Source organism: uncultured Roseovarius sp. (genome assembly GCF_947259555.1).
GTDB lineage: Bacteria > Pseudomonadota > Alphaproteobacteria > Rhodobacterales > Rhodobacteraceae > Roseovarius.
Window position 1 is genome coordinate 43,382 of sequence record NZ_CAMYMD010000026.1, and the last position, 23,828, is coordinate 67,209.

The following is a 23,828-nucleotide window of genomic DNA, read 5'->3' on the forward strand; positions in this document are numbered from 1 at the left end:
AAGGCCATGCAAGTTTGATCCACGTAGCCACGCTTGAACCTGCCGATCAGCCCGCGATGGGCTTTACTGCCGGGCCTCGCGAATAAGCCGCAGTATATCCTGCGCCGCCTCGGGGATGTTGGTGCCGGGACCGAAGATCGCCTTGACCCCTGCCTTTTTCAGGAACTCGTAATCCTGCTGCGGAATGACACCGCCGCAAATCACCAGGATATCACCCGCCTCGCGTGCCTCCAGCGCCTTGATCAGGCGCGGTGCCAGCGTCTTGTGCCCCGCTGCCTGAGAGCTGATACCCACCACATGCACGTCATTGTCGATGGCGTCCTGCGCAGCCTCGTCCGGGGTCTGGAAGAGCGGGCCAACATCTACGTCGAACCCGATATCGGCGAAGGCCGTCGCGATCACCTTGGCGCCGCGGTCATGCCCGTCCTGCCCCATCTTCACAACCAGCATGCGCGGTCGCCGCCCCTCGTCCTCGGCGAACGCCTCGACCGATTTCTGAATCGCGGCAAAGCCCTCGTCGCCCTCATAGGCCGCGCCATAGACGCCGGCCAGCGTCTTGACCTCGGCGCGGTGCCGTCCGAATTCCTTTTCCAGTGCCATGCTGATTTCCCCCACAGTGGCGCGCGCGCGCGCGGCCTCGACCGCCGCGTCCAACAGGTTGCCGCCCGCGCTGGCGCGACGGGTCAATTCATCCAGTGCCGCGTCGCAGGCCGCCTGATCGCGGGTCGCGCGGATGCGCTCCAGCGCCTTGATCTGGCCGTCGCGCACCTTGACGTTGTCGACATCGAGAATGTCGATCGGGTCTTCCTTGTCCTTGCGATACTTGTTGACCCCGACGATCACCTCGTCGCCCCGGTCGATCATCGCCTGCCGGGTCGCCGCTGTCTCCTCAATGCGCAGCTTGGGCATACCGCTCTCGACGGCACGGGTCATACCGCCCATCCCCTCGACCTCCTCGATCAACTCCCAGGCCTTTTCCGCCAGATCGTGGGTCAGTTTCTCGACATAGTAAGAGCCCGCCAATGGATCTACGACATTGGTTACGCCGGTTTCTTCCTGCAATATCAACTGGGTATTCCGCGCGATCCGGGCGCTGAAATCGGTGGGCAGGGCAATCGCTTCGTCAAGCGCATTGGTATGGAGCGACTGCGTGCCGCCCAGAACCGCGCTCATCGCCTCATAGGCGGTGCGCACCACATTGTTATAGGGGTCCTGCTCCTGCAAACTCACGCCGCTGGTCTGGCAATGGGTGCGCAGCATCTTGGATTTCTCGGATGAGGCCCCGAATTCGGTCATGATCCGGTGCCAGAGCAGGCGCGCGGCGCGCAGCTTGGCGGCCTCCATGAAGAAATTCATGCCGATGGCGAAAAAGAACGACAAGCGCGGCGCGAAGCTGTCCACGTCCATCCCCGCCTCGATCGCCGCCTTCACGTATTCGCGGCCATCGGCCAGCGTATAGGCCAGCTCCTGCACCAGGTTCGCGCCCGCCTCCTGCATGTGGTAGCCGGAAATCGAGATCGAGTTGAAGCGCGGCATGTGTTCGGCGGTATACCCGATGATATCCGAGACGATGCGCATCGACGGCGCAGGCGGATAGATGTAGGTGTTGCGCACCATGAATTCCTTCAGAATGTCATTCTGAATGGTGCCCGACAGCGCCGCCCTGTCGTGTCCCTGCTCCTCACCCGCGACGATGAAGCTGGCCAGAACCGGGATGACCGCGCCGTTCATCGTCATGCTGACGCTGACCTTGTCGAGCGGGATGCCGTCAAAGAGGATCTTCATGTCCTCGACGGAGTCAATCGCCACACCGGCCTTGCCCACATCGCCCTCGACGCGCGGATGGTCGCTGTCATAGCCGCGATGGGTGGCAAGGTCGAAGGCGACCGAGACACCCTGCTGCCCGGCGGCAAGATTGCGACGGTAAAAGGCGTTCGATTCCTCGGCCGTCGAGAAACCGGCATATTGCCGGATCGTCCAGGGCCGCCCGGCATACATCGTGGCCTTGACGCCACGGGTGAACGGTGCCTCGCCGGGAATGCCGCCCAGGTGCGGCAGATCGGCCACGTCCTCATGGGTATAGAGCGGCTCGACCTCGATGCCTTCGAGCGTCTTCCATGTCAGATCGTCGAGCGGCCGCCCGCGCAGCTCGCCCTCGGCGATTCTACGCCAATCGTCTTTCTTCGATGCCATTGTCTTGTCCTCTTGTCGTGTGGCCGTCGGGCGGGTGTGTCCCCGCCTCGTTCGGTCCGGTTTCCTCTATCAGTCGGGCCAGACCATCCGCCCCGGCCGTCAGCCAGAAGAGATCGTCTGCATAGGCCTCTTGCAGGGCCTGTTTCTGGTAGGCGTCAAAGGGCTGCCAGCGCCCCTCGCCCTCGGGCAGAAGGCCCGCATCGCCACCGCGCGCCGCCACCGCCCGGCGCAGTGCGGCAAGGTCGGGCGCGTGGTTCAGCCAGACGCGGGCAGCACGGCGCGGGGTTTCGTCTAGTCCAGTCATGTGGCGCAACCGCTCTTCGGGGCGCGAGCCATGTATCTCATGCGGCAACACCACCAGATCGACACCCGGCAGCGCGCAGGCGATGTCGCGGATCACCTCGCGCCAGTGACGGTTGACGGTGACCAGCCGGTCGAGATCGTCCGGTTTCGGCAGTCGATGCCCGCGGGCCACGCCGTAGGCCAGCGCCGAGGACCACCACGCATCCTGTCCCCGGATCGAGAGCACAGCACGGCTGATCCGCCCGTCGAATGCGTGGGCGAACCGCGCCATCCGCTCGCCCGCCGCGTCATAGAGCTGGCCCTGCCGCAAGTTGCGCCGAGCGGCGCCGATCATGTTTTCGTCGCTCACAAGGATACGGTGCAGCCCCACCTTGCGCGCCTGCGCCAAACGCAGCGCGATGCGCCCCCGTGCGCGATCCATCTGGCGCATGGCGCTCTCGCCTCCAGGCACGGGAATGACACCGGTCAGAATGCCGTCACGCGTGATGTCCGGGCCCCAAAACCCCATGCCTCCAGGTGTTGCCAGCTTGGTCGCATTGGCGCGCATGTAATGTTGAAAGCTGGTTGTCGCCGTTCTGTGCGCCCCAAGATGCAGGATGATCTCCATGGCCGGGCTCGTCCTTTGCCGAAATGCCATACGCCCATCGTGGCGCATGATCCAAGCCACTAGACTAGCGCCGAATTCTGAGCATGGGATTAATCCGGCAATTTTTGCGCATGGCGCGCATTCACCCTTCGCAATCGCGCGCGCAGGGCCTATATCTTGCGCAGCAGGAGAGCCCATGAAACCCATCTTGACGCTTGTTTTCGCAGTCTTTATCGCGACCGCCGCCCTTGCCCAGTCCGAGGATGGCGTGGAGGTCGATGGTATGATCTTCGGTGCCGATGAGATCAATTTGAACGAATTGAAGTGGATAAAACGCCCACTTGTCGTGTTCGCCGATACGCCCAACGACCCGCGCTTCATCGAACAGATGGAGTATATCGAGGGTCGGCTTTCGGCGCTCGAGGTGCTTGACGTGATCGTCATCACCGACACCGATCCAGCCGCCCAGACCGACATCCGGCGCAAACTACGCCCACGCGGCTTCGGGCTTGTGGGAATTGCCAAGGACGGGTCGATTTTCCTGCGCAAGCCCGCACCGTGGCATGTGCGCGAGATTATGCGCTCCATCGACAAGCTGCCCGCCAGGCAACGCGAGTTGCGCGAAGGCTCGGCCGGCGACAGTTGATCGCGCCGCGTCATCGCGCTTCTCCCTGAACGACCACGAGATATCCCGCCGTCCGCGCCATCAGGATCAGCGCGCCGCGCGTCTCGTCCCAGGCCAGAACTGTCCCGGTCTCGTCGAGCGCATGGCGAAACGCGCTCTCTGTCACCTCGGTCATGCAGGCGCGCGCCTCCAGCCCCGCGCGCCGCATCGCCATGCCGGTGGGGCGGTGGTGATTGGCCATGGCGACCATCGCCATATCGGCCCCCTGCCCCGGCATGTCGAGCGCTGCCGCGCCCCGACGCGCAATCTCGCGATGCATCCCAGGCACGCTGTCGGCCACGGCAAGCGCCGATTTCACTTGGCCCGTAACGAGATCGTAAAGCCCCACGGCACAGCCCCGCCGGGCTTCAAAGGCCCGCGTCTCGCCGAGCGAAAACCACTGCCTCAGCCACACCCGCTGCGCCGCCGCCTCCTCGCGCTGACAGCCCGCCACGAGGACGAACGCCGCCAGATAGGCGAGCGGCATGGGGTTATGGCGCAGACAGCAGGTCATTCGAAATAGCTCTCCTCGACCACGGCGACCTTGAACACTTCGGTCACCCGGCACCCCACCTCATGCGCCACCATGAGCCGCGCCAGTTGCGGCCCATCGGCCAGCATCAGACGTGCGCCCAGTTTCTCCGCCGTCGCGCGGGCATTGGGGGTAAAAGACGACGTGGTCACGAAAATTCCCTTCGTGACATCCTTGAGACCAAGCGCACCATAGAAGTCGCGGATCGCCCCCGATCCGATCGGGCTCGTCGCCTGATACCGTTTGGCCTGCACATAAACCTGATCCACGCCGAGAGGATCAAGATTGATCACCCCATCAACGCCATCGTCGCCGGAGCGGCCAAGTACACTGCCCGCCGCCGACCCGTAGCCATAGCCCATCTTCAGCAGCAACTCCACGATCATGCTTTCGAAGAATGCCGGTTCACTCTCTCTCAGACGCCCCAGCAGATCAGCGGCCAAGGCATTGCTGATCTGCTCATACGCCGCCCGCATCGTTTCATCAGGTGTTGTGGTGTCGGGCGAAGGTTGCTCGCCCAGATCCTCCTCCAACGTATTCGATCTCGATTTGAATTCGAGAAATGCGTCGTAGCGTTCGAGATACTTCGCGTCGATCCTCTCGGGATTGTCGGCCAGAACGCACCGCCCTTCGTCAGTAATCTCGAAATGCCCACGCCTAGTATTGCGCAAAAGGCCCGCCTGCTTGAGGTAGCTGCGCGCCCAATGCACCCGGTTCGCGAAACGCGTTTGTTTGCCGCTCGGCAACAGTTCCGACTGTTCCTCCTCACTCAGCCGGAACATATGCTCCAGCCGCGTCACAGCCTCCGAGATCTTAACCTCACCGGACGCGGCTAGTTCAAGCACCGGCTTCATCAAGGATTGATAGTCGGGTATCATCCCCTCACTCGAACTCCATGATCACGTCATCCACCGCCAGGCTGTCGCCCGGCCCGGCATTGACCTTCGACACCACGCCCTTGCGCTCCGCGCGCAGGATGTTTTCCATCTTCATCGCCTCCACCGTGCAGAGCGCCTGACCCTCCTGCACCTCGTCGCCTTCGGCGACGTTGACCTTGACGATCAGCCCGGGCATCGGACAGAGCAGCATCTTGGATGTATCAGCGGCAAGTTTCTCGGGCATTAACGCCGCCAATTCCGCCTGGCGCGGGGTGCGCACATGCACCTTGAGGTCTGCCCCCCGCGTGCGGATATGAAACCCGCCGCTGATCTTGCCGACCTTGAGCACCAGTGGCGTTCCATCCACATCGAGGCGCGCGAGCGCATCGCCGGGCGTCCAGTCGCTTGCGACACGCAGCGTTTCGCCGTCCTTGAAGCGCACGCTAGCACCAGTCCGGTCAGCGGCAATCGTAAGGTCAAAGCTCTCGCCCTGAAGCGTGACGACCCAATCCTCGCCCACGTGCCGCTCGTGATTGTCCATCCGTCCAGAAACCCGGGTGCGCCTGATTTCAGCCACCCGGTGCATCGCCGCCGTGCTCGCGGCAATCGCGCGCAGGGCTGTATGAGGAAGTGTCACCCCCTCGAAGCCCTCGGGATACTCTTCCGCGATGAACGCCGTCGTTATTTCCCCACTGACAAAGCGGGGATGATCCATCACAGCGCTCAGGAAAGGAAGGTTATGGCCGATCCCTTCCACTTCAAAACTGTCGAGCGCCACGCGCATGCCCTCGATGGCCTCCGCCCGGCTCTGCCCCCAGGTGCAAAGCTTGGCGATCATCGGGTCGTAATACATGCTGATCTCGCCGCCCTCGAAGACGCCGGTGTCATTTCGCACCACGGCCCCCTCGATATCGAGTTCCTCGGGCGGACGATAGCGTGTCAGACGGCCGATCGAGGGCAGGAATCCGCGGTAGGGATCCTCGGCATAGAGCCGGTTCTCGATCGCCCAACCGTTGATCTTCACATCCTCCTGAGTGAGCGCCAGCTTTTCACCGTAGGCCACGCGGATCATATGCTCGACCAGATCGACGCCGGTGATCAGTTCCGTCACCGGATGCTCGACCTGCAAGCGGGTGTTCATCTCGAGGAAATAGAAATTGCGGTCGCCATCGACGATGAATTCCACCGTGCCCGCACTGGCATAGCCGACGGCATGGGCGAGTGCGAGCGACTGCTCGCCCATGGCGCGGCGGGTCTCCTCGTCGAGAAACGGGCTCGGGGCCTCTTCCACGACCTTCTGATTGCGGCGCTGAATGCTGCATTCACGCTCATTGAGATACACCCCGTTGCCATGGGTATCGCATAGCACCTGAATCTCGATGTGACGGGGCTGCGTGACGAATTTCTCGATGAAGATACGATCATCGCCAAAACTGCTCGCCGCCTCGTTCTTGGAACTTTGAAAGCCCTCGCGCGCCTCCTCGTCACTCCAGGCGATGCGCATGCCCTTGCCGCCGCCGCCGGCGCTGGCCTTGATCATCACCGGATAGCCGATCTCGTTCGAGATCTTCACCGCCTCGTCGGCATCCTCGATCAGGCCCATATAGCCCGGAACGGTGCTGACATTGGCCTCCTGCGCGATCTTCTTGCTGGTAATCTTGTCCCCCATCGCCTCGATCGCGCGCACCGGCGGGCCGACGAAGGCCACGCCCTCGGCCTCAAGCGCCTTGGCGAATTTAGGGTTCTCGGACAGGAAGCCATAGCCCGGATGCACTGCCTCGGCCCCGGTCTGACGGATCGCCTCCATCACCTTGTCGATGACGATATAGCTCTCGGAGGCGGGGGCCGGGCCAATATGTACGGCCTCGTCCGCCATCCGCACATGCAGCGCATGGCGGTCGGCATCCGAATAGATCGCCACAGTGGCAATCCCCATCTTGCGCGCAGTTTTTATGACGCGGCAGGCGATCTCTCCCCGATTGGCGATCAGAATTTTTTTGAACATGCTGTCAGTCCCTTCTGGCAATTCGTGACCGCGCGCATGGCGGTTGCGGTCCCATTCTCATTATTGAACGCATCTGCACATGTGCCGCGCAGCGCAGAGATGTGCGGCGCGCAACCGTGCAGGAATGTATTGGAAAAGGCGGGCGGAGCGTGCCCATTGGCACAGCGCCGCCCGCGAGGGTAAGAGTGGCAGAAAGGACGCAAAATCTCGACCTCTGGGGAAAGGCCATCTGCCACCGGATCCAAGATGCACGCGAATTGGCCGCGCGCCAAGCGTGCGGTGCGGTTGCGCTGCGCATCGGCAGACCTCCGCCCGGTATCACAACCTATAGGCGATTTCACGCCGACCATAGCACGTGTCATTCCGGCGCCCCATCGAAGGCATCGGGAAACGTCATGCGCGCCGTCTCGACATCGAGAACCAAAAGCGCGTCATAGCTTTCCGGGTCGAACGGCTCTTCTGCGGGCTTTATTTCTCGACCAAAGAGCCAACTCAGGCGGCCCGCATCCAGATTGCCGCGCTCGAAGGGCTGATCCCCGAAACATTCCCATATCGCCCGGACAAACCCGGTGTCTGCGCGCCGGTCGGCTGGCCTGCGATCACGAAACCTCTCGCGTACCGTAAGCGGCGTGGCACCTTTTGGATTGGCGCGGCGGATGGTGAATTGGTAATCCGTGCCGGGCAAACGCCCGGGAAATCCGCGATGCTTCAGCATTGGACGCCCTCCGGATCAAAAGGGCGGCGCGCGGTAGATGGGAACGGGACGGGCCAACTAGCCCGCCCCGCGCCTTGCCCGATGGGCTTACTTGTATTTGCCGGTGCTGACGGGCTCGGTCGTGATCGGCTCGGGCTCGACGACGACAAACTCTTCTTCAGCCGGCTGCGCGCAGGCCGCGACAAAGGCCACGAGGCCAATGGCCAGAACGCTCTTGATGCTGTTCGACATGTATTACTCCTGTCTCTCGTATCTTCATGAAAAGGCGCGCAAAGACGACATGACTTTGCTCGCCCGTGTGGCGAGGTAAAGGTCGCTTGGGTGCAACCCCAAGGTAGATTATCCGAAATTTCCGGATTTGAACATCCGAGATAACTGAACACCCTTGGATGTGTCCCCAAAGCCTCAATCATCCAACACCTCCCCCTTGATCGCGCAAAATATTGTGTTCGCATCAGAACATCTCCCAGATGCAGGTGTCGCCCTCGGGGCTGTAGGACTCGAAAACCTGTAGGACCTCGGGATTGAAAACCCCGAATTCCGATGGTCGGTCCGAAAGGGAAATAACAACTCTCCCGGGTTGTGGGCCGATATTTGCGATACGTGGCAGGGCATAGCTCTCACACAGCCAAAGAAGATCTGCCTGCATTCTTTCAAGACTGACCGAATCGTTGCCCGGCGCCTCAAACCCTTCGGCGACAAAACGGAACCGGTAGGTCAACCCGCCCCCCGGACGGTCGGTCAAAACCTCCTGAACCCGCGCCTCTAGCCCCGAGGGTAGCGGCAGCGCCTCCTCCTGCGCTGCCGCCCCTTGGGCAAGGCTCAGCCCAGCGACAAATGCCACAGCCTGCCCTGCCCGTTTCATCGCGCGCTCCGCATCCATCGGGCGCGCTTTTCCGGATCCTCCAAAAGCGCAGCGATTCGCCGTTCGATCATGGCGCGTGGCAACGCGCCATCGACCTGACCGCCCGCCGTTACACGCAACGCCGCGCCCGCCGACTCGATCCGCACCGCTGGCGCAAATCCTCGTAGCCGCTGCAACGCGCGCCACAAATCCTGACGTACGAGCCGTGCCAATCGTCGTCGACTGGTCGCCCCCGGCAGAACCGTTGCGACGGCCAGATCGAACCGCACAGGCAGACGCCGCGCCACCATCAGCACGCCGCTCTCCTCTTCGATCACATGCCAGCGGTCCCGGCCCATGCTACCCCTTTCCAGATTTCAATTCCGCGCCCGACCAGAGAGCATGGGCACTCTTCCCTGCCCCCTCCAAATCACAGTGGAATGTTGTCGTGCTTCTTCCACGGTTTGGTAAGCTTCTTGTTGCGCAAGCTGGCAAACGCCCGGCTGACGCGCATGCGCGTACTGCGCGGCTGAATCACCTCGTCGATGAAACCGCGCTCGGCGGCAACGAACGGATTGGCGAATCGGTCTTCGTAGTTTCGGGTATGGCCTGCTATCTTTTCCGCATCGCCCAGATCCGAGCGATAGATGATCTCGGTCGCGCCCTTGGCCCCCATCACCGCGATCTCGGCGGTGGGCCACGCATAATTGAAGTCACCGCGCAGATGCTTGGAAGACATGACGTCATAGGCACCACCGTACGCTTTGCGGGTAATGACAGTCACTTTCGGCACTGTCGCCTCGCCATAGGCAAAGAGCAGCTTGGCCCCGTGCTTGATCACGCCACCGTATTCCTGCCCTGTTCCAGGCAAAAAGCCGGGTACGTCGACGAAGGTCAGGATCGGGATCTCGAACGCATCGCAGAACCGCACGAACCGTGCCGCCTTGCGCGAGCTGTCGATGTCGAGGCAGCCCGCCAGCACCATCGGCTGATTGGCCACAACACCCACCGTCCGCCCTTCGAGGCGAATGAACCCGGTGATTATGTTCTTGGCGAATTCCGCCTGTATTTCGTAGAAATCCCCCTCATCGCCGACCTTCTGGATCAACTCCTTCATGTCATATGGGGCATTCGCATTGTCGGGAATAATTGTATCGAGGCTCTCCTCCATCCGGCCCGGCTCATCGAAAAAGGGACGCACGGGTGGCCTCTCGCGATTGTTGAGCGGCAGGAAATCGACCAGCCGCCGCACCTCCGCAAGCGCCTCGACATCGTTTTCGAAAGCACCATCGGCAACGCTGGATTTGCGGGTATGGGTGCTGGCGCCCCCAAGTTCCTCGGCTGTCACCACTTCATTTGTCACGGTCTTGACCACGTCGGGGCCAGTCACGAACATATACGAACTGTCGCGCACCATGAAGATGAAGTCGGTCATTGCAGGGCTGTAGACCGCGCCGCCCGCGCAGGGGCCCATGATGACGCTGATCTGCGGAATCACCCCGCTCGCCTCAATATTGCGCTGAAACACCTCGCCATAGCCGGCAAGACTGTCGACACCCTCCTGAATGCGCGCGCCCCCAGAATCGTTGAGACCGATGACCGGCGCTCCGTTTTGCACGGCCATATCCATGATCTTGCAAATTTTCTGTGCATGAGTAGCGCTGACTGACCCGCCGAGGACGGTGAAATCCTGACTGAAGACATAGACCTGACGACCGTTGATGGTGCCCCATCCCGTTACGACCCCATCACCATAGGGGCGGTTGTCCTCCATACCGAAATCGGTGCAGCGATGCGCCTTGAACATGTCGAACTCTTCAAAGCTGGCCTCGTCCAGCAACAACTCGATCCGCTCACGCGCGGTGAGTTTGCCCTTGGCGTGCTGCGCCTCGATCCGGCGCTCGCCTCCCCCCATACGCGCGTCGGCGCGGCGGGCTTCCAATACCTGAAGGATGTCTTTCATGGCGCTCCCCTATTCTGTTGCGCGCAGCATAAGGGTACGACACTGCGTGACAAAGCAAAATCGGGCAAATTTGCAAATGATCGCAAAGTCCATTCCGCAAATGTGTAAAATTGCTAATTATCCAGCCCCCGGCATGGACTTCTTCGCATGCCAGTCCTAGCCATGTCCAATGAGCCCCGAACAACATGTCCGTTATCTGGACCGCTCCACACCACCGCATATTTCCACGCTGATCCTGCTTGCGGGATTGTCGGCGCTCGCGATGAACATCTTTTTACCCAGCCTGCCGGGTATGACGGCGTATTTCAACACTGAATACCGGCTTATCCAGCTCTCGGTCGCGCTCTACCTCGGGGTGAATGCCGGGTTGCAGCTCCTGATGGGGCCGATCTCGGACCGCTGGGGTCGGCGTCCGGTGATTCTTTGGGGAATCGGTCTGTTCCTCATCGCCACTCTTGGCTGTATCTTTGCGCCTAACATTACCGTTTTCCTGACTTTTCGCATGGTTCAGGCCAGCGTTGTGGTGGCCATGGTGCTCAGCCGGGCAATCGTGCGTGACATGGTCCCCGAGGACCGTGCCGCCTCGATGATCGGCTATGTGACGATGGGCATGGCGGTGGTGCCGATGATCGGCCCGGCCTTTGGCGGAGTCCTCGACGAACTCTTTGGATGGCAGGCGAATTTCTGGGCGCTCTTCGTGTTGGGGGCTGCGCTCTTCGTGGTCTGCCTCCGTGATCTGGGCGAAACCGCGCCGCTCACCGGACGCACACTCGCGCAACAATTCCGCGATTACCCGGCTCTCCTGACATCGCGCCGGTTTTGGGGCTATGCGTTGTCGGCGGGGCTCAGTTCGGGCGCGTTCTTCGCCTATCTCGGCGGCGCGCCATTTGTAGGCGATCAGGTCTTCGGCCTGCCGCCATCGACCCTCGGCATCCTGTTCGGCGCACCCGCAATAGGCTATTTCCTCGGCAATTTTGCCTCCGGCCGCTACTCGACACGGCTCGGCGTGAACCGGATGGTGCTTTGGGGCACTCTGTTCAATGCTGGCGGCATCGCGCTCAACCTCGCACTGTTCTACCTTGGCCTTGGTACGCCCGTCACCTTCTTCGGGCTGATGACCTTCATGGGGCTGGGCAACGGGATGGTAATCCCGAACGCAACGGCCGGCGCCCTCTCCATCCGGCCGGATCTGGCGGGCACGGCCAGTGGCCTGTCAGGGGCGCTGATGATCGGCCTCGGCGCCGGGCTATCGGCGCTTGCGGGTCTGTTGCTCACACCGGGCAGCGGCGCGTTTGCCCTGTTGTGGATCATGCTGACGACGGCCCTCGCCGCGATCGCCATGATCGTTCTGGTCATCCGCCGTGAACATCGCCTGGGCCTGTCGGTCTGAAGGGCCTGTCGGTCTGAAGGTCCCGTCAATCACGGCTCCCGCAGGGCCTGCTGGCTCTTGTAAAGCGGCTTCAGGAGGTATTGCAGGACGGTTTTTTCCCCGGTGTGCAGCTCCACATCCGCCTGCATGCCGGGCCGGATCTCGATGCCGGACTGCCGCGGGGTAAGTGCCGCCATATCGACCCGGAGGCTCACCTTGTAATGCGGGTCGCCATCCGCCTCGCGGGCGCGCTCATCCTTGAACGTGTCGGCGGAAATGAAGTCGACCCGGCCCTTCAATGTCCCGTAAATGGTGTAATCATACGCGGTCAGTTTGATCGTGGCCTCCTGCCCACGTCGGATATTGGCAATGTTGCGCGGCTCGACACGGGCCTCGACAAACATCTCCTCATCCAATGGAATGATCTCGAGGATCTCTTCACCGGGCCGCACCACACCGCCAATTGTCGTGACGCTCAGATTGTTGACCACGCCCCGCAACGGGCTGCGCAGCACTGTACGGTTCAGCTGATCCTGACTGGCCTTCAGATTCTGCCTGAGGGTCGCCAACTCCTTGAGAGTTTCCGAATAGCCCTCGGCGCGCTCCAACTCGGCTTGGGTGACGATCTCGTCATAACGTTTCTCGGCGTCGGCATGCGCCTTCCGCGCGCGCGTGACCTCGATCAGTGCAACGATCTTCTTTTCCAGCAGACTTTCGAGCAGACGTTTTTCCTCGGCCGATTGCTCGAGTACACGTTTGGCTCCTTCGCTGCGCTTGACATAATCTTCTTGCCGCGCCTTGAGCAATGCACGCTCGGAGCTCACCATCTCTCCGGCGCGCATGGCCAGCGTGTCAGGCACATTGAAATCATACTGACCGGCCAACTCGGCCTCCAGCCGCAACTGCCGCACTTCGAGCCCGGCAATCTGATCCTGCAAATCAGCCACTTCGGACTCGAAGCGCGTGGCGTGCAACCGCGCCAGAACATCCCCTTGCGCCACGACATCGGCCTCCTGCACCGATAACTCGGCGAGGATTCCGCCTTCGAGGTTCTGGATGATCTGCGGACGCGATGTGGAGATAAACTCTCCGGGCGCGCGCACGATCTCGTCGATCCACGCGAGGGACGCCCAAACCACGAACACCCAGACAGCGGCAGCACACAGCCACACCGTGAGGCTTGGCCCCCTGAGCCGCCCATTCAGCTCCGCCAATAGTGTTGCCGTGCCGCGCGGGGAGGCATTGCTCATCTCATGCCCCTCCTGATCCGCTGCCCGGCGCCTGCGCCAGATGTGCGAGCACCTGATCGCGCGGCCCGTCCACCGCCATGCGTCCAGCTTGTAGAATCAGCGTGCGACTGGTCAGGCTCAAGATCGGCATGCGGTGGGTTGCAATCACCGCAGTACGCCCCTTTAGCCAGGTTTCCAGCCGGCTGACCAACGTGCGCTCCAGCGTCTGGTCAAGGGCCGCGGTCGGCTCGTCCAGCAGGCATATGCTGGGGTCCTGCAACCACAGCCTAGCCCAGCCAATGCTTTGCCGTTGCCCTTGACTGAGGCCCTGCCCACCGTCGAGGATTTCCAGATCAAGGCCCTTCGGGTGGCCACGCACAAACGGCCCAAGCCCGGCAAAATCTAGCGCCTGCATCAACCGCTCGTCGTCACGCTCCAGCAATGTGAGATTCAGGTTCTCACGAAGGCTGCCGGTGAAAAGCCGCACATCCTGCCCCAGATAGCCAATCATCCGCCGCAAATCGCGCGGTGCGATCTGGCCCATGTCAGTGCCATCCAGCATCACCCGCCCCCGGCTTGGGGCATAAAGCCCGGACAACAGCTTGAGAAAGGTCGATTTGCCTGACCCGTTTGTGCCCAACACCGCTACGACCTGACCGGGTTGTATGGCGAGCCCGGAAATATCCAGCACCGGGGCCGCCGTGTCGTCATAGGCAAATTGCACTTCGCGCAGCTCGTAGGCGCCGGTCAGCTTGGCGCGCCTCAGGTAGCTGCGGCCCTCGGCCTCGTCCTGATCCGCAAGAGCAATCGCGTCCAGCCCGGCCAGTGCCGATTTGACATTGCCCCAGCGGGCCAGCGTGCCGGAGAGTTGCGTCAGGGGCGCTAGGGTCCGGCTCGTCAAAATGCCAACGGCAATGATCGAACCCACTGTGAATTGCCCCGCGAACACCAGATAGGTGCCGAGGATCACCGCGCATATATAGGTCGCCTGCTGCACCCCCTGCGCCCAGAATGTAAGGACGGAACCAAGCCTGCGCTGTTCACTCGATTTCAGCGCCTGCAACGCACTCAGCTCGCCCCAGATGCGACGGAACCTGTCCTCGGCCCGCTGCGTCTTGAGCGTGTCGAGCTCGAATATCGTCTCGTGCAAGAGCCGCGCGCCCCGCGCGCCCGCGCCCTGCATTTCCTGCGTCAGGCGCATCATCCGCTTTTGCAACAGAAAACCGGGTATCACCATGACGATGCCGCCTGCGATAAGCACCCAAACGACATTCCCGGCGATCGACGCCACCAATGCCAGAAACACCACGATGAAGGGCAAGTCGGCCAGCGTTCCGATGGTGGATGCTGTAAAGAATTCGCGCAACGACCCAAATTCGCGCATGGCCGAGAATATCTGTGAGGGAGTTTTTCCGGCAAGCTCGGACCTCATCCCGAGAATACGGTCCATCAACAGGCTCTGGACATTCAACTCGATCTGGCGTCCGGCCCCGTCCATCAATTGCGCGCGTGCAATCTTGAGCCCCGCCTCCATCACGAGAGCGAGCCCCGCGCCCGCCGCCAGCACCCAAAGCGTTGCCTCGGATTGATGCGGGATCACCCGATCATAGACCTGCAAGGCAAAGAGCGCGACCGCAACCGCCAAGATATTGGCGACAAAAGAGCCAAGCGCGACCTCCGCGATGTATCGGCGAAATCCGCTGAACTGCCCCCAGAACCAATGGGCCTGCGCCTCTGGCAGATCATGCGCACGGCTCAGGCTTTGTGTCGGGGCCTCGGCGCGCACGACCATGCCGGTGAAATACGGCTCGAATTCCGACAGCGGGACCTCGGCACGCTGGTCGTCAAAAGTCGTGTCATGGATTTGCAGAACGTCTCCGGCCTGTCCCAGCACCAGCACGAACTGACCGCTCGTCATCTGTGCCAGGGCTGGCCATTGGTCTGGATGGGGGTGCGCCACCGGCTCGACCCGCGCGATCAGCCCCGCTGCGTTAAGTCCGTCGGCAAGTGCGCGCGGTTGCGGCTGATCGGCAGGGCCGCCGCCGGCATCGCTGGCGATCATCGCCTCCAGAATATCGCGCTCAACCGCCGCGACCCCCAAAAGGGCGGCATACGCCGCCCCTAGCCTTGCCCGTGCAACGGCCCGCTCACCAAACCGTGCAGGCGCCGAGGCCGGGCCGTCGCGTTGCACCGAACCGGGGCCGCGCGTCACTGACAGGGCGATTGGGGCATCGGTCAAATCCGGCTTCCCTCCGCAAGCACGCCAAGATGGCGCGCCAACTCGATCCGGGCCAGCGCCAACTCGTATTTCAGGGCCAATGCACGCACCTGCCGCTCGGCAAAGGTCTCGTACACGCCAACCACGTCCATCACCTGCCGCTGCCCGGCATCGTACTGCGCCTGGAAAAGGTCGAGATTGGCCTGTGCCGTATCGCGCAGCTTACTCGCCTCGCCCACCTGCCGCGACAAAGCGTTCAGCCGTGCGTCCAGCCGACGCACTACGCGATTGCTATCTTCGCTGGCCTGAACCTTGCGACGCGCGGCGGCCTCTTTTTGAGCCTCCACCGCGCGCAGTTCGGCGCCCGTGCCAAGGCCTATGAGCTGCTCTGAGCGCAAATTAAGCCCGATACCGCTGTCACCCGACCCAACCGTGCCGCCTGCAGTCAAGCTTGGCAACAGCCCGGCCCGCGCCACGACGGCCTGCGCCACGTCGCGCTCGGCCTCTGCCTCGGCAAGCAAGACATCAAGTGCGCGGCCACTATTGGCGTCGACCACGACCTCCGACAGCCCCTTGACGCTGCCCAGAGGGGCTGACGCCATAGCGTTAAGCTCGGCAAGTGCGGTCGCCTCAGCCTCTTTTTGGCCAGCGATCTCTTCACGGATTTCGGCCAGTCGAGAGCGCAGGATGCTGAGGTCGGACATATCCGACACACCACCCTTGACCCGCTCGGACATGATCCATTCAAACCGGCTCATATCCTCCAGCGTGCGACCCTCCAACGCCAGCCGCTCGCGTGCCCGAGAGGCATCGAGATAAAGCGAGAGAGCCTCGAACACCCGCCCGTTCACGTCTTCCGCCAGTGTCACAGCCGCGACCTCGACATCGGCCTTGGCAAATGCGCGTTCCGCCTTCTTGCCGCCATTGTCGAACAGCACCTGCTCAACGATCAACTGGCTGACAATATCACTCAGGCTGGTCAGGCTGATATTGGGACCGATGCGCGGCAACCAGTTCTTCGACGCGGCCTCGGCGCGCAGCCGTGCACTCGTCAGGTCGGCCTCGGCGCTGCGGCTATACGCCGTCAAAACCGCCGTCGCCACTCGGTCGAAACTGCTTCCTGGCACCAACACAGAGCGCCTGCCCTGCAAATCGCTGATGATCGGCGATTGGGCCGCCTCGCGCGCGCGCGCCACTTCATCTGGCCGCGCATCTGGCCCCATATTGAGCCGCGACACATCCGCATCGCTGCGCCCCGTGGTCATGCAGCCTGCAACCCAGAGGCAGGCCCCCGCCACCATCAACCCCCTAGCCATTTGTCTCATACCCTGTCCCCCGACCGTTCCGGTCTTGTCGTTGGGGGCGCGCAGTCTGACAGGACGCGCGCCCCGGCGCCGGATCAGGTCACGATCTGGATATCATCATCCACCACCACGGTGGCATCGTCGCCCAGCGTGTAGATGTCATGGTTCTGCCCGTCGATCACGGTGCTACCTGCCGCCTGTGCCCCGGTGAGCGTCACTTGGTCATCCGTACCGCCCTGCACCAGAACCGTGTCGCTGTTACCCGACAGCGCCAGAACCTGCTCCTCACTCAGAGTAAGCTGGGATTGATCCCCGAACCGCAGGTCGATCGTCTCGATGTCAAACGCGCCGAGATTGGGATTGGCGATATTGACAACCGATGTACTGGTCTCGTCGAGCACGACATAGGTACTGGCCGTGTTGCCACCCTCGTCCGTACTCGTCACCACCAGTTGAGAGCCATCCGAAATCGGCGAGAGTTGCCCAACCTCGTCGAGAAAGAAGTAATCCGTCTCGCCTGTGAACTGGTTGGCCTGTTCACCCAGTACCAGCTCCTGCACATTGCCGCCGGCATCCACCTGGTGAATGCCGACGTCTTCCTCGCCGGTTTCGAGCGTGGCGTTACGGTAGCCATCGCCCTGCCGGAAATAACCCACGATACCGGGCGTCTCGGGAGCCACCATGTCGAGCGTCAGACTGCCAGTGAGTTCGCTGACGTTGCCTGCCCAATCGGTGGCGGAGACAACCATCTGGGCCTCGCCATCCTGCCGTGGCACATCCCCCGGCGGCAAATCGAGAGACCAGTTGCCGTCAGCATCCACGACCGCCTGGTAGGTGCGGCCAAAGACCGACACCTCGGCGCTCGACCCCGGTTCGACCCGTCCGGTCAGGGTCACGCCCGCAGCGGCCTCGGAAATGTTGATAATATTGTCCGGCGTCACCGGCCCATCCTGCGCCAATTCGTTGACCAAAGTATCGACCCGCACAGTATCGGTCAGAGAGGCAGTATTGCCCGCCGGGTCGGTCACATCGACCCGCAGATCGGCATCTCGTTCGCCGGACGAGATTTCGTTGGGGCCGAAACTGGCAACCCAGTCGCCCGAGGCGTCGACCTGAGCCTCGTGGCGCACGCCATCTATGGTCACGAAAACCTGGCTGCCGGGCTCGATCGTGCCAGTCACACTGAACCCATCCGTCGCGATATCATTGTTGATGACATCGCGCCCATCCGCGCCGATCGCGATATTGAGATCGTCAACATTGAGATTGTCGACTCGCGTGTCGACTGCCACTTTGGCATCAACCTCGGCTGCATTGCCCGCCGCGTCCACCGTTCTTGCGTGAACCTGCGGATCATGTACCCCACGCGTAATCTCGCTACTCTCGTAGCGGCTCTGCCAAAGACCGTCACCATTGGCCTCGACCGTATGCTCGACCCCATCAAGGCTCACAACCACAGTTGCGCCGGGGTCAGCCTCGCCTGTCACCAGAACACCGGCATCGGCCTCAGCCGCGTTAATCACGCCATCGCCACCGATATCCGACGCGCCAAGGGTCAGGCGCCCGGCCTCGGTGTCTACACTCACCGCTTGCCGAAGCTCGGTCACGTTGCCCGCCGCGTCGGTGGCCACCGCCACGATCTCGGCTGCGTAGGTGCCGCCCGCGATCTGCTCACCGGCGAAGCTTGCGCTCCAACTGCCATCTTCGGCCACCACCGCGTCGACCACTGCATCGCCGAAACTCAGCTGCACACTCGAGCCCGGCTCAACCTGCCCGGTCATGGTAAACCCGTCGGGTTGCTCGGCGGCGTTGATCACTCCATCCGCCCCGCCGGGGCTACCTTCCATCCCGAAATCACGCACTTCGGTGTCGACCCGAACCGAGCCGCTCACCTGTGCGCTGTTGCCCGCCGCATCGACAGACACGGCGCTTACCGGCGCGTCGTATTCGCCCAGTTCCAGACCGCTGCCATCGAAACTAGCCAACCAGTTGCCACTCGCATCGGCCAAGACATCCTGCGTGTTCCCGGCAAAGCTGACCGTCACGGCCGCGCCCGGCGTCGCCACGCCACTCACCGCCACCTGTCCTTCGCTCTCGACCGCGTTCACCGTGCCGTCACCGCTGACCGCAGCCGTGTCGACGCTCAGATCATTGGCCTCAGTGTCCACACTCACCGCTTGCCGAAGCTCGGTCACGTTGCCCGCCGCGTCGGTGGCCACCGCCAAGATCTCGGCTCCGTAAGTGCCGCCCGCGATCTGCTCACCGGCGAAGCTGGCGTTCCAACTGCCATCTTCGGCCACCACCGCGTCGACCACTGCATCGCCAAAACTCAGCTGCACGCTTGAGCCCGGCTCAACCTGTCCGGTCATGGTAAATCCGTCGGGTTGCTCGGCGGCGTTGATCACCCCATCCGCCCCGCCGGGGCTACCTTCCATCCCGAAATCACGCACTTCGGTGTCGACACGGAACGTTTCATCGGCGCGGCTCGGATTCCCGGCGGCGTCCACCGTGCTCGCTGTCACGTCGACGTCAGCCTCTCCACCAGGCAGGCTGCCCGGTTCGAGCACCACGCTCCAGGTCCCATCCTCACCCGTGACCACGTCCTGGGTCTGACCGGCGACCGTAACCTTGACGGGAGCGCCGGGAGTGGAACTTCCAGAAATCTTGACACCACCGGCCTCTTCCGCCGCGTTGACCACACCATCGCCGCCAACCGCGTCGGACTCGATCGCGACAGGATGCGGCACAGTGTCGATCGCCACCGCGTCGACCACCTCCGCCGAGTTGCCGAAATCATCGGTCGCGGTAATCGTGACCCCTGTCTCGCGCTCGCCACCCTGCACGTCAGCCGGGTTGAATACCACCTGCCACTGACCGTCCTCACCCACGACAGTGCTCTGTGTTGTCCCCTCCAGCTCGAGATCAACCTTGGCACCCGGCTCGCCAGTACCGGTGATCTCGATGCCATCGGCATAGTCTTCGGCATTGACCACATCGTCGGTCGACACCACGCCATCCTCGATGACGATTGCCGGTGGCGTTGTGTCGATCACAACTATTGGCCCATCGAGGTTTGTCTCGGTACCATCCGGTTCGGTGACATTGACCACAACATCGTGTTCACCGTCCTCGGGGAAGGTTTCGCCTTCGAAGATGACATCCCACTCCCCGTTCTCGTCGGCCTCTGTGCTCACCTCCTGGTCTCCGATGGATACATCCACCTCAGAGCCTGGCTCGGCCTGTCCGGTGATGGAAATCGACGGATCGCTTCCCTCATCGCCGCCTATGGTGATCGTTCCGTCCTCGTTTACGGAAGGTTCGATCCGCCCCGGGCCTTCACCGTTGTCGTTGTCTCCACCGGCATCACCCTCGCCGGTGTCCGTGCCATCCGTGACGTCTCCGTCTTCGTCAGCATCATCGCCTTCGTCAGCTTCTTCATCGGCATCATCGCCTTCGTCGGCGCTTTCATCGGCATCATCAGAATTTTCAGCGTCGGACGTGCCCGGATCACCGCCTTCGACATCTCCTACACCGCCATCGCCTTCATCACCGCTCAGAATCGCGGCTGCGCCGAGACCTGCCGCGCCGACACCGCCCAATCCCAAAAGGCCGCTGCCCGCCAAAAGCCCGGTCCCAAGCATCGAGACCTCCTCATCGCCCGCCGGCGGCGTGACATCGCTGCCTCCCAGGAATATCAGCTCTTCATCCGGGCTCCATTTGCCCCACTGTTCGGTTGGCCCGTATTGCGCATAAACGGCACCATCGATGCCTTCGCTCAACGTCACTTCGTTGAGATAGCCGTCAGCACTGATGAAAAGCCGACTCTCCGCAACTCCGGCCTCGCCGTAGTAGCCTTCGAGGACAACCACCCGCCCATCCGACAGGTTGATCACCAGATTGGATCCGTCCCGAGCAAACCCCTGGACATCCATTTGCCTGATATTTAGAGAAATTTCCTGTTCGTGACCCGCCGGAATGACGGTAACCCCTTCCTGATCTGGAATTGAGCCACGCTGAGAATTGCCCGCATCTGTACGGGCGACGAAATCAATCACCTTCATAACACCACCACTCTTGCCTCAGAACTCAGCACTTGAACGTGCCGATTTGTTTTCTGACCGTAAATTACCTTTTTTTTGACACTATCGCTAGGTGTTTTTACTCTAAAGATACCAATATGTGCATATTTCCCATATATTTCGCCACTTAGGTCCCGCGCAAAATCTCCGCGCCACACGCCCAAGCCGACCAGATATCATGCGACACACTCTTTGCGCGCTTTCCTGGCCACACATCAGCAGCACAAGGGGTTGACGCGGGCGCACCGGCTCCACAAAGTCACACAGTTTTGCACTGACCCGAACCACAGGGAGTACACCGTGACAACCCAGCTATCCGATACAGTGGCTCTCCTGCGCGATCTGATCGCCTTTCCCACGATTTCCGAACTCAGCAATCTCGATATGATCGCCTATCTCGGCCACAGGCTGGAATCCCACGGCGCGAGGGTGGACATCTTTCACGACGAAATCGGGCATAAGGCCAATCTCTTCGCCACCATCGGCCCCGAAGACGTGGATGGCGGCATCGTGCTCTCGGGGCATTCCGACGTTGTGCCGGTGGCCGAACAGGACTGGGCCAGCGACCCATTCGAGCTGATCGAACATGACGGCCACCTCTACGGCCGCGGCACCTGCGACATGAAGGGCTTTATCGCCGCCGCCTGCGCCATGGCCCCGGTCTTTGCCGAAAAGGTCCGCGACCGCCCGGTTCACTTCGCTTTTACCTATGACGAAGAGGTCGGCTGCTTCGGCGCGCAGGCGCTAGTCGACAGCCTGAAAAAGCGCGGCATCCGCCCCGGAGTCGCGATCATCGGCGAACCCACCTCGATGCGCATCATCGAGGGCCACAAGGGCTGCTACGAATACACCACCCATTTCTGCGGTCTGGCCGGGCACGGCTCGCATCCCGCCCGCGGTGTAAACGCGGTCGAATACGCGGTGCGCTATGTCAACCGCCTCCTGGAACTCAAGGAATCGTTGCGCTTTCGCGCCCCGCCCGAAAGCCGCTTTGAGCCGCCCTGGACCACGATCAACACCGGCTCGATCAAGGGCGGCGTGGCGCATAACGTGATCGCCTCGAACGCCACCATCGAATGGGAAATGCGGCCCGTCACCCTGGCCGATGCCGAATTCGTAAAGGAGGACATGCGCCGCTATTGCGAAGAGGTGCTATTGCCCCGGATGTGCGGCGTCCACCCCGAGGCCAGCATCACCACCGAGGTGATCGGCGAGGTCGACGGGCTGGAACCGACAGAGATCAACGAGGCCAAGGACATCATGATGGAACTCACCGGTCGCAACGGCGCCGAGCTTGTGCCCTTCGGCACCGAGGCGGGGATCTTCCAGCAATACGGCATGTCGGCGGTAGTCTGCGGCCCCGGTTCGATCGAGCAGGCGCACAAGCCCGACGAATACGTCGCCCTAGACCAGTTGCAGCAATGCCTCGACATGCTGGGCCGCTTGGGCGACAAGCTCGCGGCCTGACGCGATTCCATTAGGGAATTCGGCCGATCCAAGCCATACTTCTGCCCATCCGCTCAGTCACCGCAGAGTGGCGGACACCGCATATGGGGGACGGTATGACACTCAAGGTTATCGGCTCGGGTTTCGGGCGCACCGGCACCATGTCGACCAAACTGGCGTTGGAAGAGCTGGGCTTCGGCCCCTGTCATCACATGCTGGAGGTCATGCAACGCCCCGACCAGCCGGCGCATTGGGCCGCCATCGCCGCCGGTCGCCCGGTCGACTGGCACGCGGTCTTCGACGGCTTCAATGCCCAGGTGGACTGGCCCGGCGCTGCTGTCTGGCAGCAGACGATGCACGCTTTCCCCGAGGCCAAGGTGATCCATACCGAGCGCCCCGAAGAGGACTGGTGGCGCAGCTTCAGCACCACCATCAGCAAGTTTTTCACCAACGCGCCCACCATGGACCTGCCGCCGCATACTCAGGACATCTTTCGCACCATGTCTGGATGGTTCCTGAAGGAGACGTTCGAAGACCATACCGATCGCGACTGCGCCATCGCCGCATATCGCAGGAACAACAAGGCGGTGCGCGATCTGGTCCCGGCGGATCGCCTTCTGGTCTTTCATGTCGCAGACGGGTGGCGGCCGCTTTGCGATTTCCTAAACGTACCGGTGCCCGACACACCCTTCCCGCGCAGCAATCCGCGTGACGAGTTCTGGGCGCATTTCGGCGGTGAGCCTGCCTGAGCGCGTGACGCCCCTCAGAGCCGCCGGAATGTCAGGTAATGCGGCACGCGGCCTTCGCGCAGAGCCTTTTGCTCGTAGCGCGTCGATATCCAGTCGCCCCAAGGCTCCCGCCAATCGGCAGGCCGCTCCGCCAGCCACTCGAACCCGTGGCGCGGCACCTCTTCCAATGTCTGGCGCACGTAATCCGGAATATCCGTCGCCACCCGGAAAATAGCGCCGGGTTTCAGGCATTTGGAAAGCGGAGTTAAATGCTGCTTGGTCACGAACCTGCGCCTGTGATGGCGTTTCTTCGGCCATGGGTCAGGATAAAGCAGGAACGCCCGCGAGACGGATTGCTCCGGCAGAACGTCAAACATGTTGCGAACATCCCCCGGATAAACCGCAACGTTTTGCGAATCGGCATCGCGGATCTTGCCCAACAGCATCGCCACGCCATTGATATAAGGCTCACAGCCGATGATCCCCACATCGGGGTTTTGGGCGGCCTGATGCACCATATGCTCGCCACCACCGAACCCGATTTCCAGCCAGACCTCCCGATCCCCAAAAAGCGTCTTGAGATCAATGGGATCGCGTTCGGGGTTCACCTCCCAATCGACCGGCCCGGGCGACAGTTTGCCCAGATCCTCGGCCAGATATTCCTCTTGCTTGGGGCGCAGGGCCTTGCCCTTGAACCGACCGTGAAAATTGCGCCACGGCGCGCCGGTCGGGTGCTTGTCTTGGCTCATAAAACTTAAACTGGCGCATGAGG

Annotated in this window: 19 protein-coding genes; 4 read left to right on the plus strand and 15 right to left on the minus strand. The window is 62.0% G+C overall.

Annotation, left to right across the window (positions count from 1 at the left end; genetic code table 11):
• Nucleotides 1-63: 63 nt before the first annotated feature.
• Nucleotides 64-2,193 carry a methylmalonyl-CoA mutase gene (scpA, locus tag Q0X85_RS04485; RefSeq protein ID WP_297769580.1) on the minus strand — a complete coding sequence of 710 codons (2,130 nt, stop codon included), beginning with the start codon at nucleotides 2,191-2,193 and terminating at the stop codon, nucleotides 64-66.
• Entirely contained in the window at nucleotides 2,165-3,103 is a 939-nt protein-coding gene (locus Q0X85_RS04490) for a hypothetical protein (RefSeq protein WP_297769582.1), read from the minus strand. Before Q0X85_RS04490 ends, scpA begins: the two co-directional genes overlap by 29 nt.
• A gap of 175 nt (nucleotides 3,104-3,278) precedes the next feature.
• On the opposite strand from Q0X85_RS04490, the gene Q0X85_RS04495 reads away from it, so the two are divergent.
• On the plus strand, nucleotides 3,279-3,728 hold the full coding sequence (locus tag Q0X85_RS04495) for a DUF4174 domain-containing protein (protein ID WP_297769585.1): 450 nt from the start codon (nucleotides 3,279-3,281) through the stop codon (nucleotides 3,726-3,728).
• A gap of 10 nt (nucleotides 3,729-3,738) precedes the next feature.
• Here Q0X85_RS04495 and Q0X85_RS04500 read toward each other — a convergent pair whose 3' ends face one another.
• From Q0X85_RS04500 to Q0X85_RS04535, 8 genes are all read right to left on the minus strand, one after another.
• Nucleotides 3,739-4,260 carry a hypothetical protein gene (locus Q0X85_RS04500; RefSeq protein ID WP_297769587.1) on the minus strand — a complete coding sequence of 174 codons (522 nt, stop codon included), beginning with the start codon at nucleotides 4,258-4,260 and terminating at the stop codon, nucleotides 3,739-3,741.
• Nucleotides 4,257-5,156: a winged helix-turn-helix domain-containing protein gene (locus Q0X85_RS04505; RefSeq protein ID WP_297769590.1), complete on the minus strand. Its 900-nt coding sequence runs from the start codon at nucleotides 5,154-5,156 to the stop codon at nucleotides 4,257-4,259. The genes Q0X85_RS04500 and Q0X85_RS04505 overlap by 4 nt, the downstream gene beginning before the upstream one ends.
• A 4-nt stretch (nucleotides 5,157-5,160) precedes the next feature.
• On the minus strand, nucleotides 5,161-7,161 hold the full coding sequence (locus Q0X85_RS04510) for an acetyl/propionyl/methylcrotonyl-CoA carboxylase subunit alpha (protein ID WP_297769594.1): 2,001 nt from the start codon (nucleotides 7,159-7,161) through the stop codon (nucleotides 5,161-5,163).
• A 358-nt stretch (nucleotides 7,162-7,519) separates the two neighbouring features.
• Nucleotides 7,520-7,876, minus strand: coding sequence for a hypothetical protein (locus Q0X85_RS04515; RefSeq protein WP_297769597.1), 357 nt, complete (start codon nucleotides 7,874-7,876; stop codon nucleotides 7,520-7,522).
• A gap of 87 nt (nucleotides 7,877-7,963) precedes the next feature.
• On the minus strand, nucleotides 7,964-8,107 hold the full coding sequence (locus Q0X85_RS04520) for a hypothetical protein (RefSeq protein WP_297769601.1): 144 nt from the start codon (nucleotides 8,105-8,107) through the stop codon (nucleotides 7,964-7,966).
• A 223-nt stretch (nucleotides 8,108-8,330) separates the two neighbouring features.
• The gene (locus Q0X85_RS04525; RefSeq protein ID WP_297769603.1) at nucleotides 8,331-8,741 is read right to left on the minus strand and encodes a DUF6497 family protein; all 411 of its coding nucleotides are present in this window, start codon (nucleotides 8,739-8,741) and stop codon (nucleotides 8,331-8,333) included.
• Complete coding sequence (locus Q0X85_RS04530; protein WP_297769606.1) at nucleotides 8,738-9,079, minus strand: hypothetical protein; 342 nt, start codon at nucleotides 9,077-9,079, stop codon at nucleotides 8,738-8,740. The genes Q0X85_RS04525 and Q0X85_RS04530 overlap by 4 nt, the downstream gene beginning before the upstream one ends.
• Nucleotides 9,080-9,150: 71 nt before the next feature.
• Nucleotides 9,151-10,683 carry an acyl-CoA carboxylase subunit beta gene (locus tag Q0X85_RS04535; RefSeq protein ID WP_297769609.1) on the minus strand — a complete coding sequence of 511 codons (1,533 nt, stop codon included), beginning with the start codon at nucleotides 10,681-10,683 and terminating at the stop codon, nucleotides 9,151-9,153.
• Between the two features lie 169 nt (nucleotides 10,684-10,852).
• Here Q0X85_RS04535 and Q0X85_RS04540 point away from each other — a divergent pair, with 169 nt between their 5' ends.
• Entirely contained in the window at nucleotides 10,853-12,073 is a 1,221-nt protein-coding gene (locus Q0X85_RS04540) for a multidrug effflux MFS transporter (protein ID WP_297769612.1), read from the plus strand.
• 29 nt (nucleotides 12,074-12,102) lie between these two features.
• Here the strand turns inward: Q0X85_RS04540 and Q0X85_RS04545 are convergent, their stop codons facing one another.
• The 4 genes from Q0X85_RS04545 to Q0X85_RS04560 form a co-directional block, all read right to left on the minus strand.
• Nucleotides 12,103-13,302: an HlyD family type I secretion periplasmic adaptor subunit gene (locus Q0X85_RS04545; protein ID WP_297769615.1), complete on the minus strand. Its 1,200-nt coding sequence runs from the start codon at nucleotides 13,300-13,302 to the stop codon at nucleotides 12,103-12,105.
• 1 nt (nucleotide 13,303) lies between these two features.
• Nucleotides 13,304-15,520, minus strand: coding sequence for an ATP-binding cassette domain-containing protein (locus Q0X85_RS04550; protein ID WP_297769618.1), 2,217 nt, complete (start codon nucleotides 15,518-15,520; stop codon nucleotides 13,304-13,306).
• A complete protein-coding gene (locus tag Q0X85_RS04555; protein WP_297769621.1) occupies nucleotides 15,517-16,815 on the minus strand; it encodes a TolC family protein in 1,299 nt (432 codons plus the stop codon). Before Q0X85_RS04555 ends, Q0X85_RS04550 begins: the two co-directional genes overlap by 4 nt.
• 83 nt (nucleotides 16,816-16,898) lie before the next feature.
• On the minus strand, nucleotides 16,899-20,735 hold the full coding sequence (locus tag Q0X85_RS04560) for an Ig-like domain-containing protein (RefSeq protein ID WP_297769624.1): 3,837 nt from the start codon (nucleotides 20,733-20,735) through the stop codon (nucleotides 16,899-16,901).
• Nucleotides 20,736-21,182: 447 nt separating this feature from the next.
• On the opposite strand from Q0X85_RS04560, the gene argE reads away from it, so the two are divergent.
• Both argE and Q0X85_RS04570 read left to right on the plus strand, forming a co-directional pair.
• Nucleotides 21,183-22,349, plus strand: a complete 1,167-nt coding sequence (gene argE / locus Q0X85_RS04565; protein ID WP_297769627.1) for an acetylornithine deacetylase — start codon at nucleotides 21,183-21,185, stop codon at nucleotides 22,347-22,349.
• Nucleotides 22,350-22,444: 95 nt separating this feature from the next.
• Nucleotides 22,445-23,077: a sulfotransferase family protein gene (locus Q0X85_RS04570; protein WP_297769630.1), complete on the plus strand. Its 633-nt coding sequence runs from the start codon at nucleotides 22,445-22,447 to the stop codon at nucleotides 23,075-23,077.
• Nucleotides 23,078-23,091: 14 nt separating this feature from the next.
• On the opposite strand, the gene Q0X85_RS04575 is transcribed toward Q0X85_RS04570, so the two are convergent.
• Nucleotides 23,092-23,805 carry a tRNA (guanine(46)-N(7))-methyltransferase TrmB gene (locus Q0X85_RS04575; RefSeq protein WP_297769633.1) on the minus strand — a complete coding sequence of 238 codons (714 nt, stop codon included), beginning with the start codon at nucleotides 23,803-23,805 and terminating at the stop codon, nucleotides 23,092-23,094.
• Between the last annotated feature and the right edge of the window lie 23 nt (nucleotides 23,806-23,828).

Coding starts and splice junctions, on each gene's coding strand:
- Q0X85_RS04520 (WP_297769601.1), bottom strand. CDS start 8,107: ATGTCGAACAGCATCAAGAGCGTTCTGGCCATTGGCCTCGTGGCCTTT.
- Q0X85_RS04510 (WP_297769594.1), bottom strand. CDS start 7,161: ATGTTCAAAAAAATTCTGATCGCCAATCGGGGAGAGATCGCCTGCCGC.
- Q0X85_RS04555 (WP_297769621.1), bottom strand. CDS start 16,815: ATGGCTAGGGGGTTGATGGTGGCGGGGGCCTGCCTCTGGGTTGCAGGC.
- Q0X85_RS04575 (WP_297769633.1), bottom strand. CDS start 23,805: ATGAGCCAAGACAAGCACCCGACCGGCGCGCCGTGGCGCAATTTTCAC.
- Q0X85_RS04515 (WP_297769597.1), bottom strand. CDS start 7,876: ATGCTGAAGCATCGCGGATTTCCCGGGCGTTTGCCCGGCACGGATTAC.
- Q0X85_RS04545 (WP_297769615.1), bottom strand. CDS start 13,302: ATGAGCAATGCCTCCCCGCGCGGCACGGCAACACTATTGGCGGAGCTG.
- Q0X85_RS04535 (WP_297769609.1), bottom strand. CDS start 10,683: ATGAAAGACATCCTTCAGGTATTGGAAGCCCGCCGCGCCGACGCGCGT.
- Q0X85_RS04560 (WP_297769624.1), bottom strand. CDS start 20,735: ATGGATGTCCAGGGGTTTGCTCGGGACGGATCCAATCTGGTGATCAAC.
- Q0X85_RS04525 (WP_297769603.1), bottom strand. CDS start 8,741: ATGAAACGGGCAGGGCAGGCTGTGGCATTTGTCGCTGGGCTGAGCCTT.
- scpA (WP_297769580.1), bottom strand. CDS start 2,193: ATGGCATCGAAGAAAGACGATTGGCGTAGAATCGCCGAGGGCGAGCTG.
- Q0X85_RS04500 (WP_297769587.1), bottom strand. CDS start 4,260: ATGACCTGCTGTCTGCGCCATAACCCCATGCCGCTCGCCTATCTGGCG.
- Q0X85_RS04490 (WP_297769582.1), bottom strand. CDS start 3,103: ATGGAGATCATCCTGCATCTTGGGGCGCACAGAACGGCGACAACCAGC.
- Q0X85_RS04530 (WP_297769606.1), bottom strand. CDS start 9,079: ATGGGCCGGGACCGCTGGCATGTGATCGAAGAGGAGAGCGGCGTGCTG.
- Q0X85_RS04505 (WP_297769590.1), bottom strand. CDS start 5,156: ATGATACCCGACTATCAATCCTTGATGAAGCCGGTGCTTGAACTAGCC.
- Q0X85_RS04495 (WP_297769585.1), top strand. CDS start 3,279: ATGAAACCCATCTTGACGCTTGTTTTCGCAGTCTTTATCGCGACCGCC.
- Q0X85_RS04570 (WP_297769630.1), top strand. CDS start 22,445: ATGACACTCAAGGTTATCGGCTCGGGTTTCGGGCGCACCGGCACCATG.
- Q0X85_RS04540 (WP_297769612.1), top strand. CDS start 10,853: ATGAGCCCCGAACAACATGTCCGTTATCTGGACCGCTCCACACCACCG.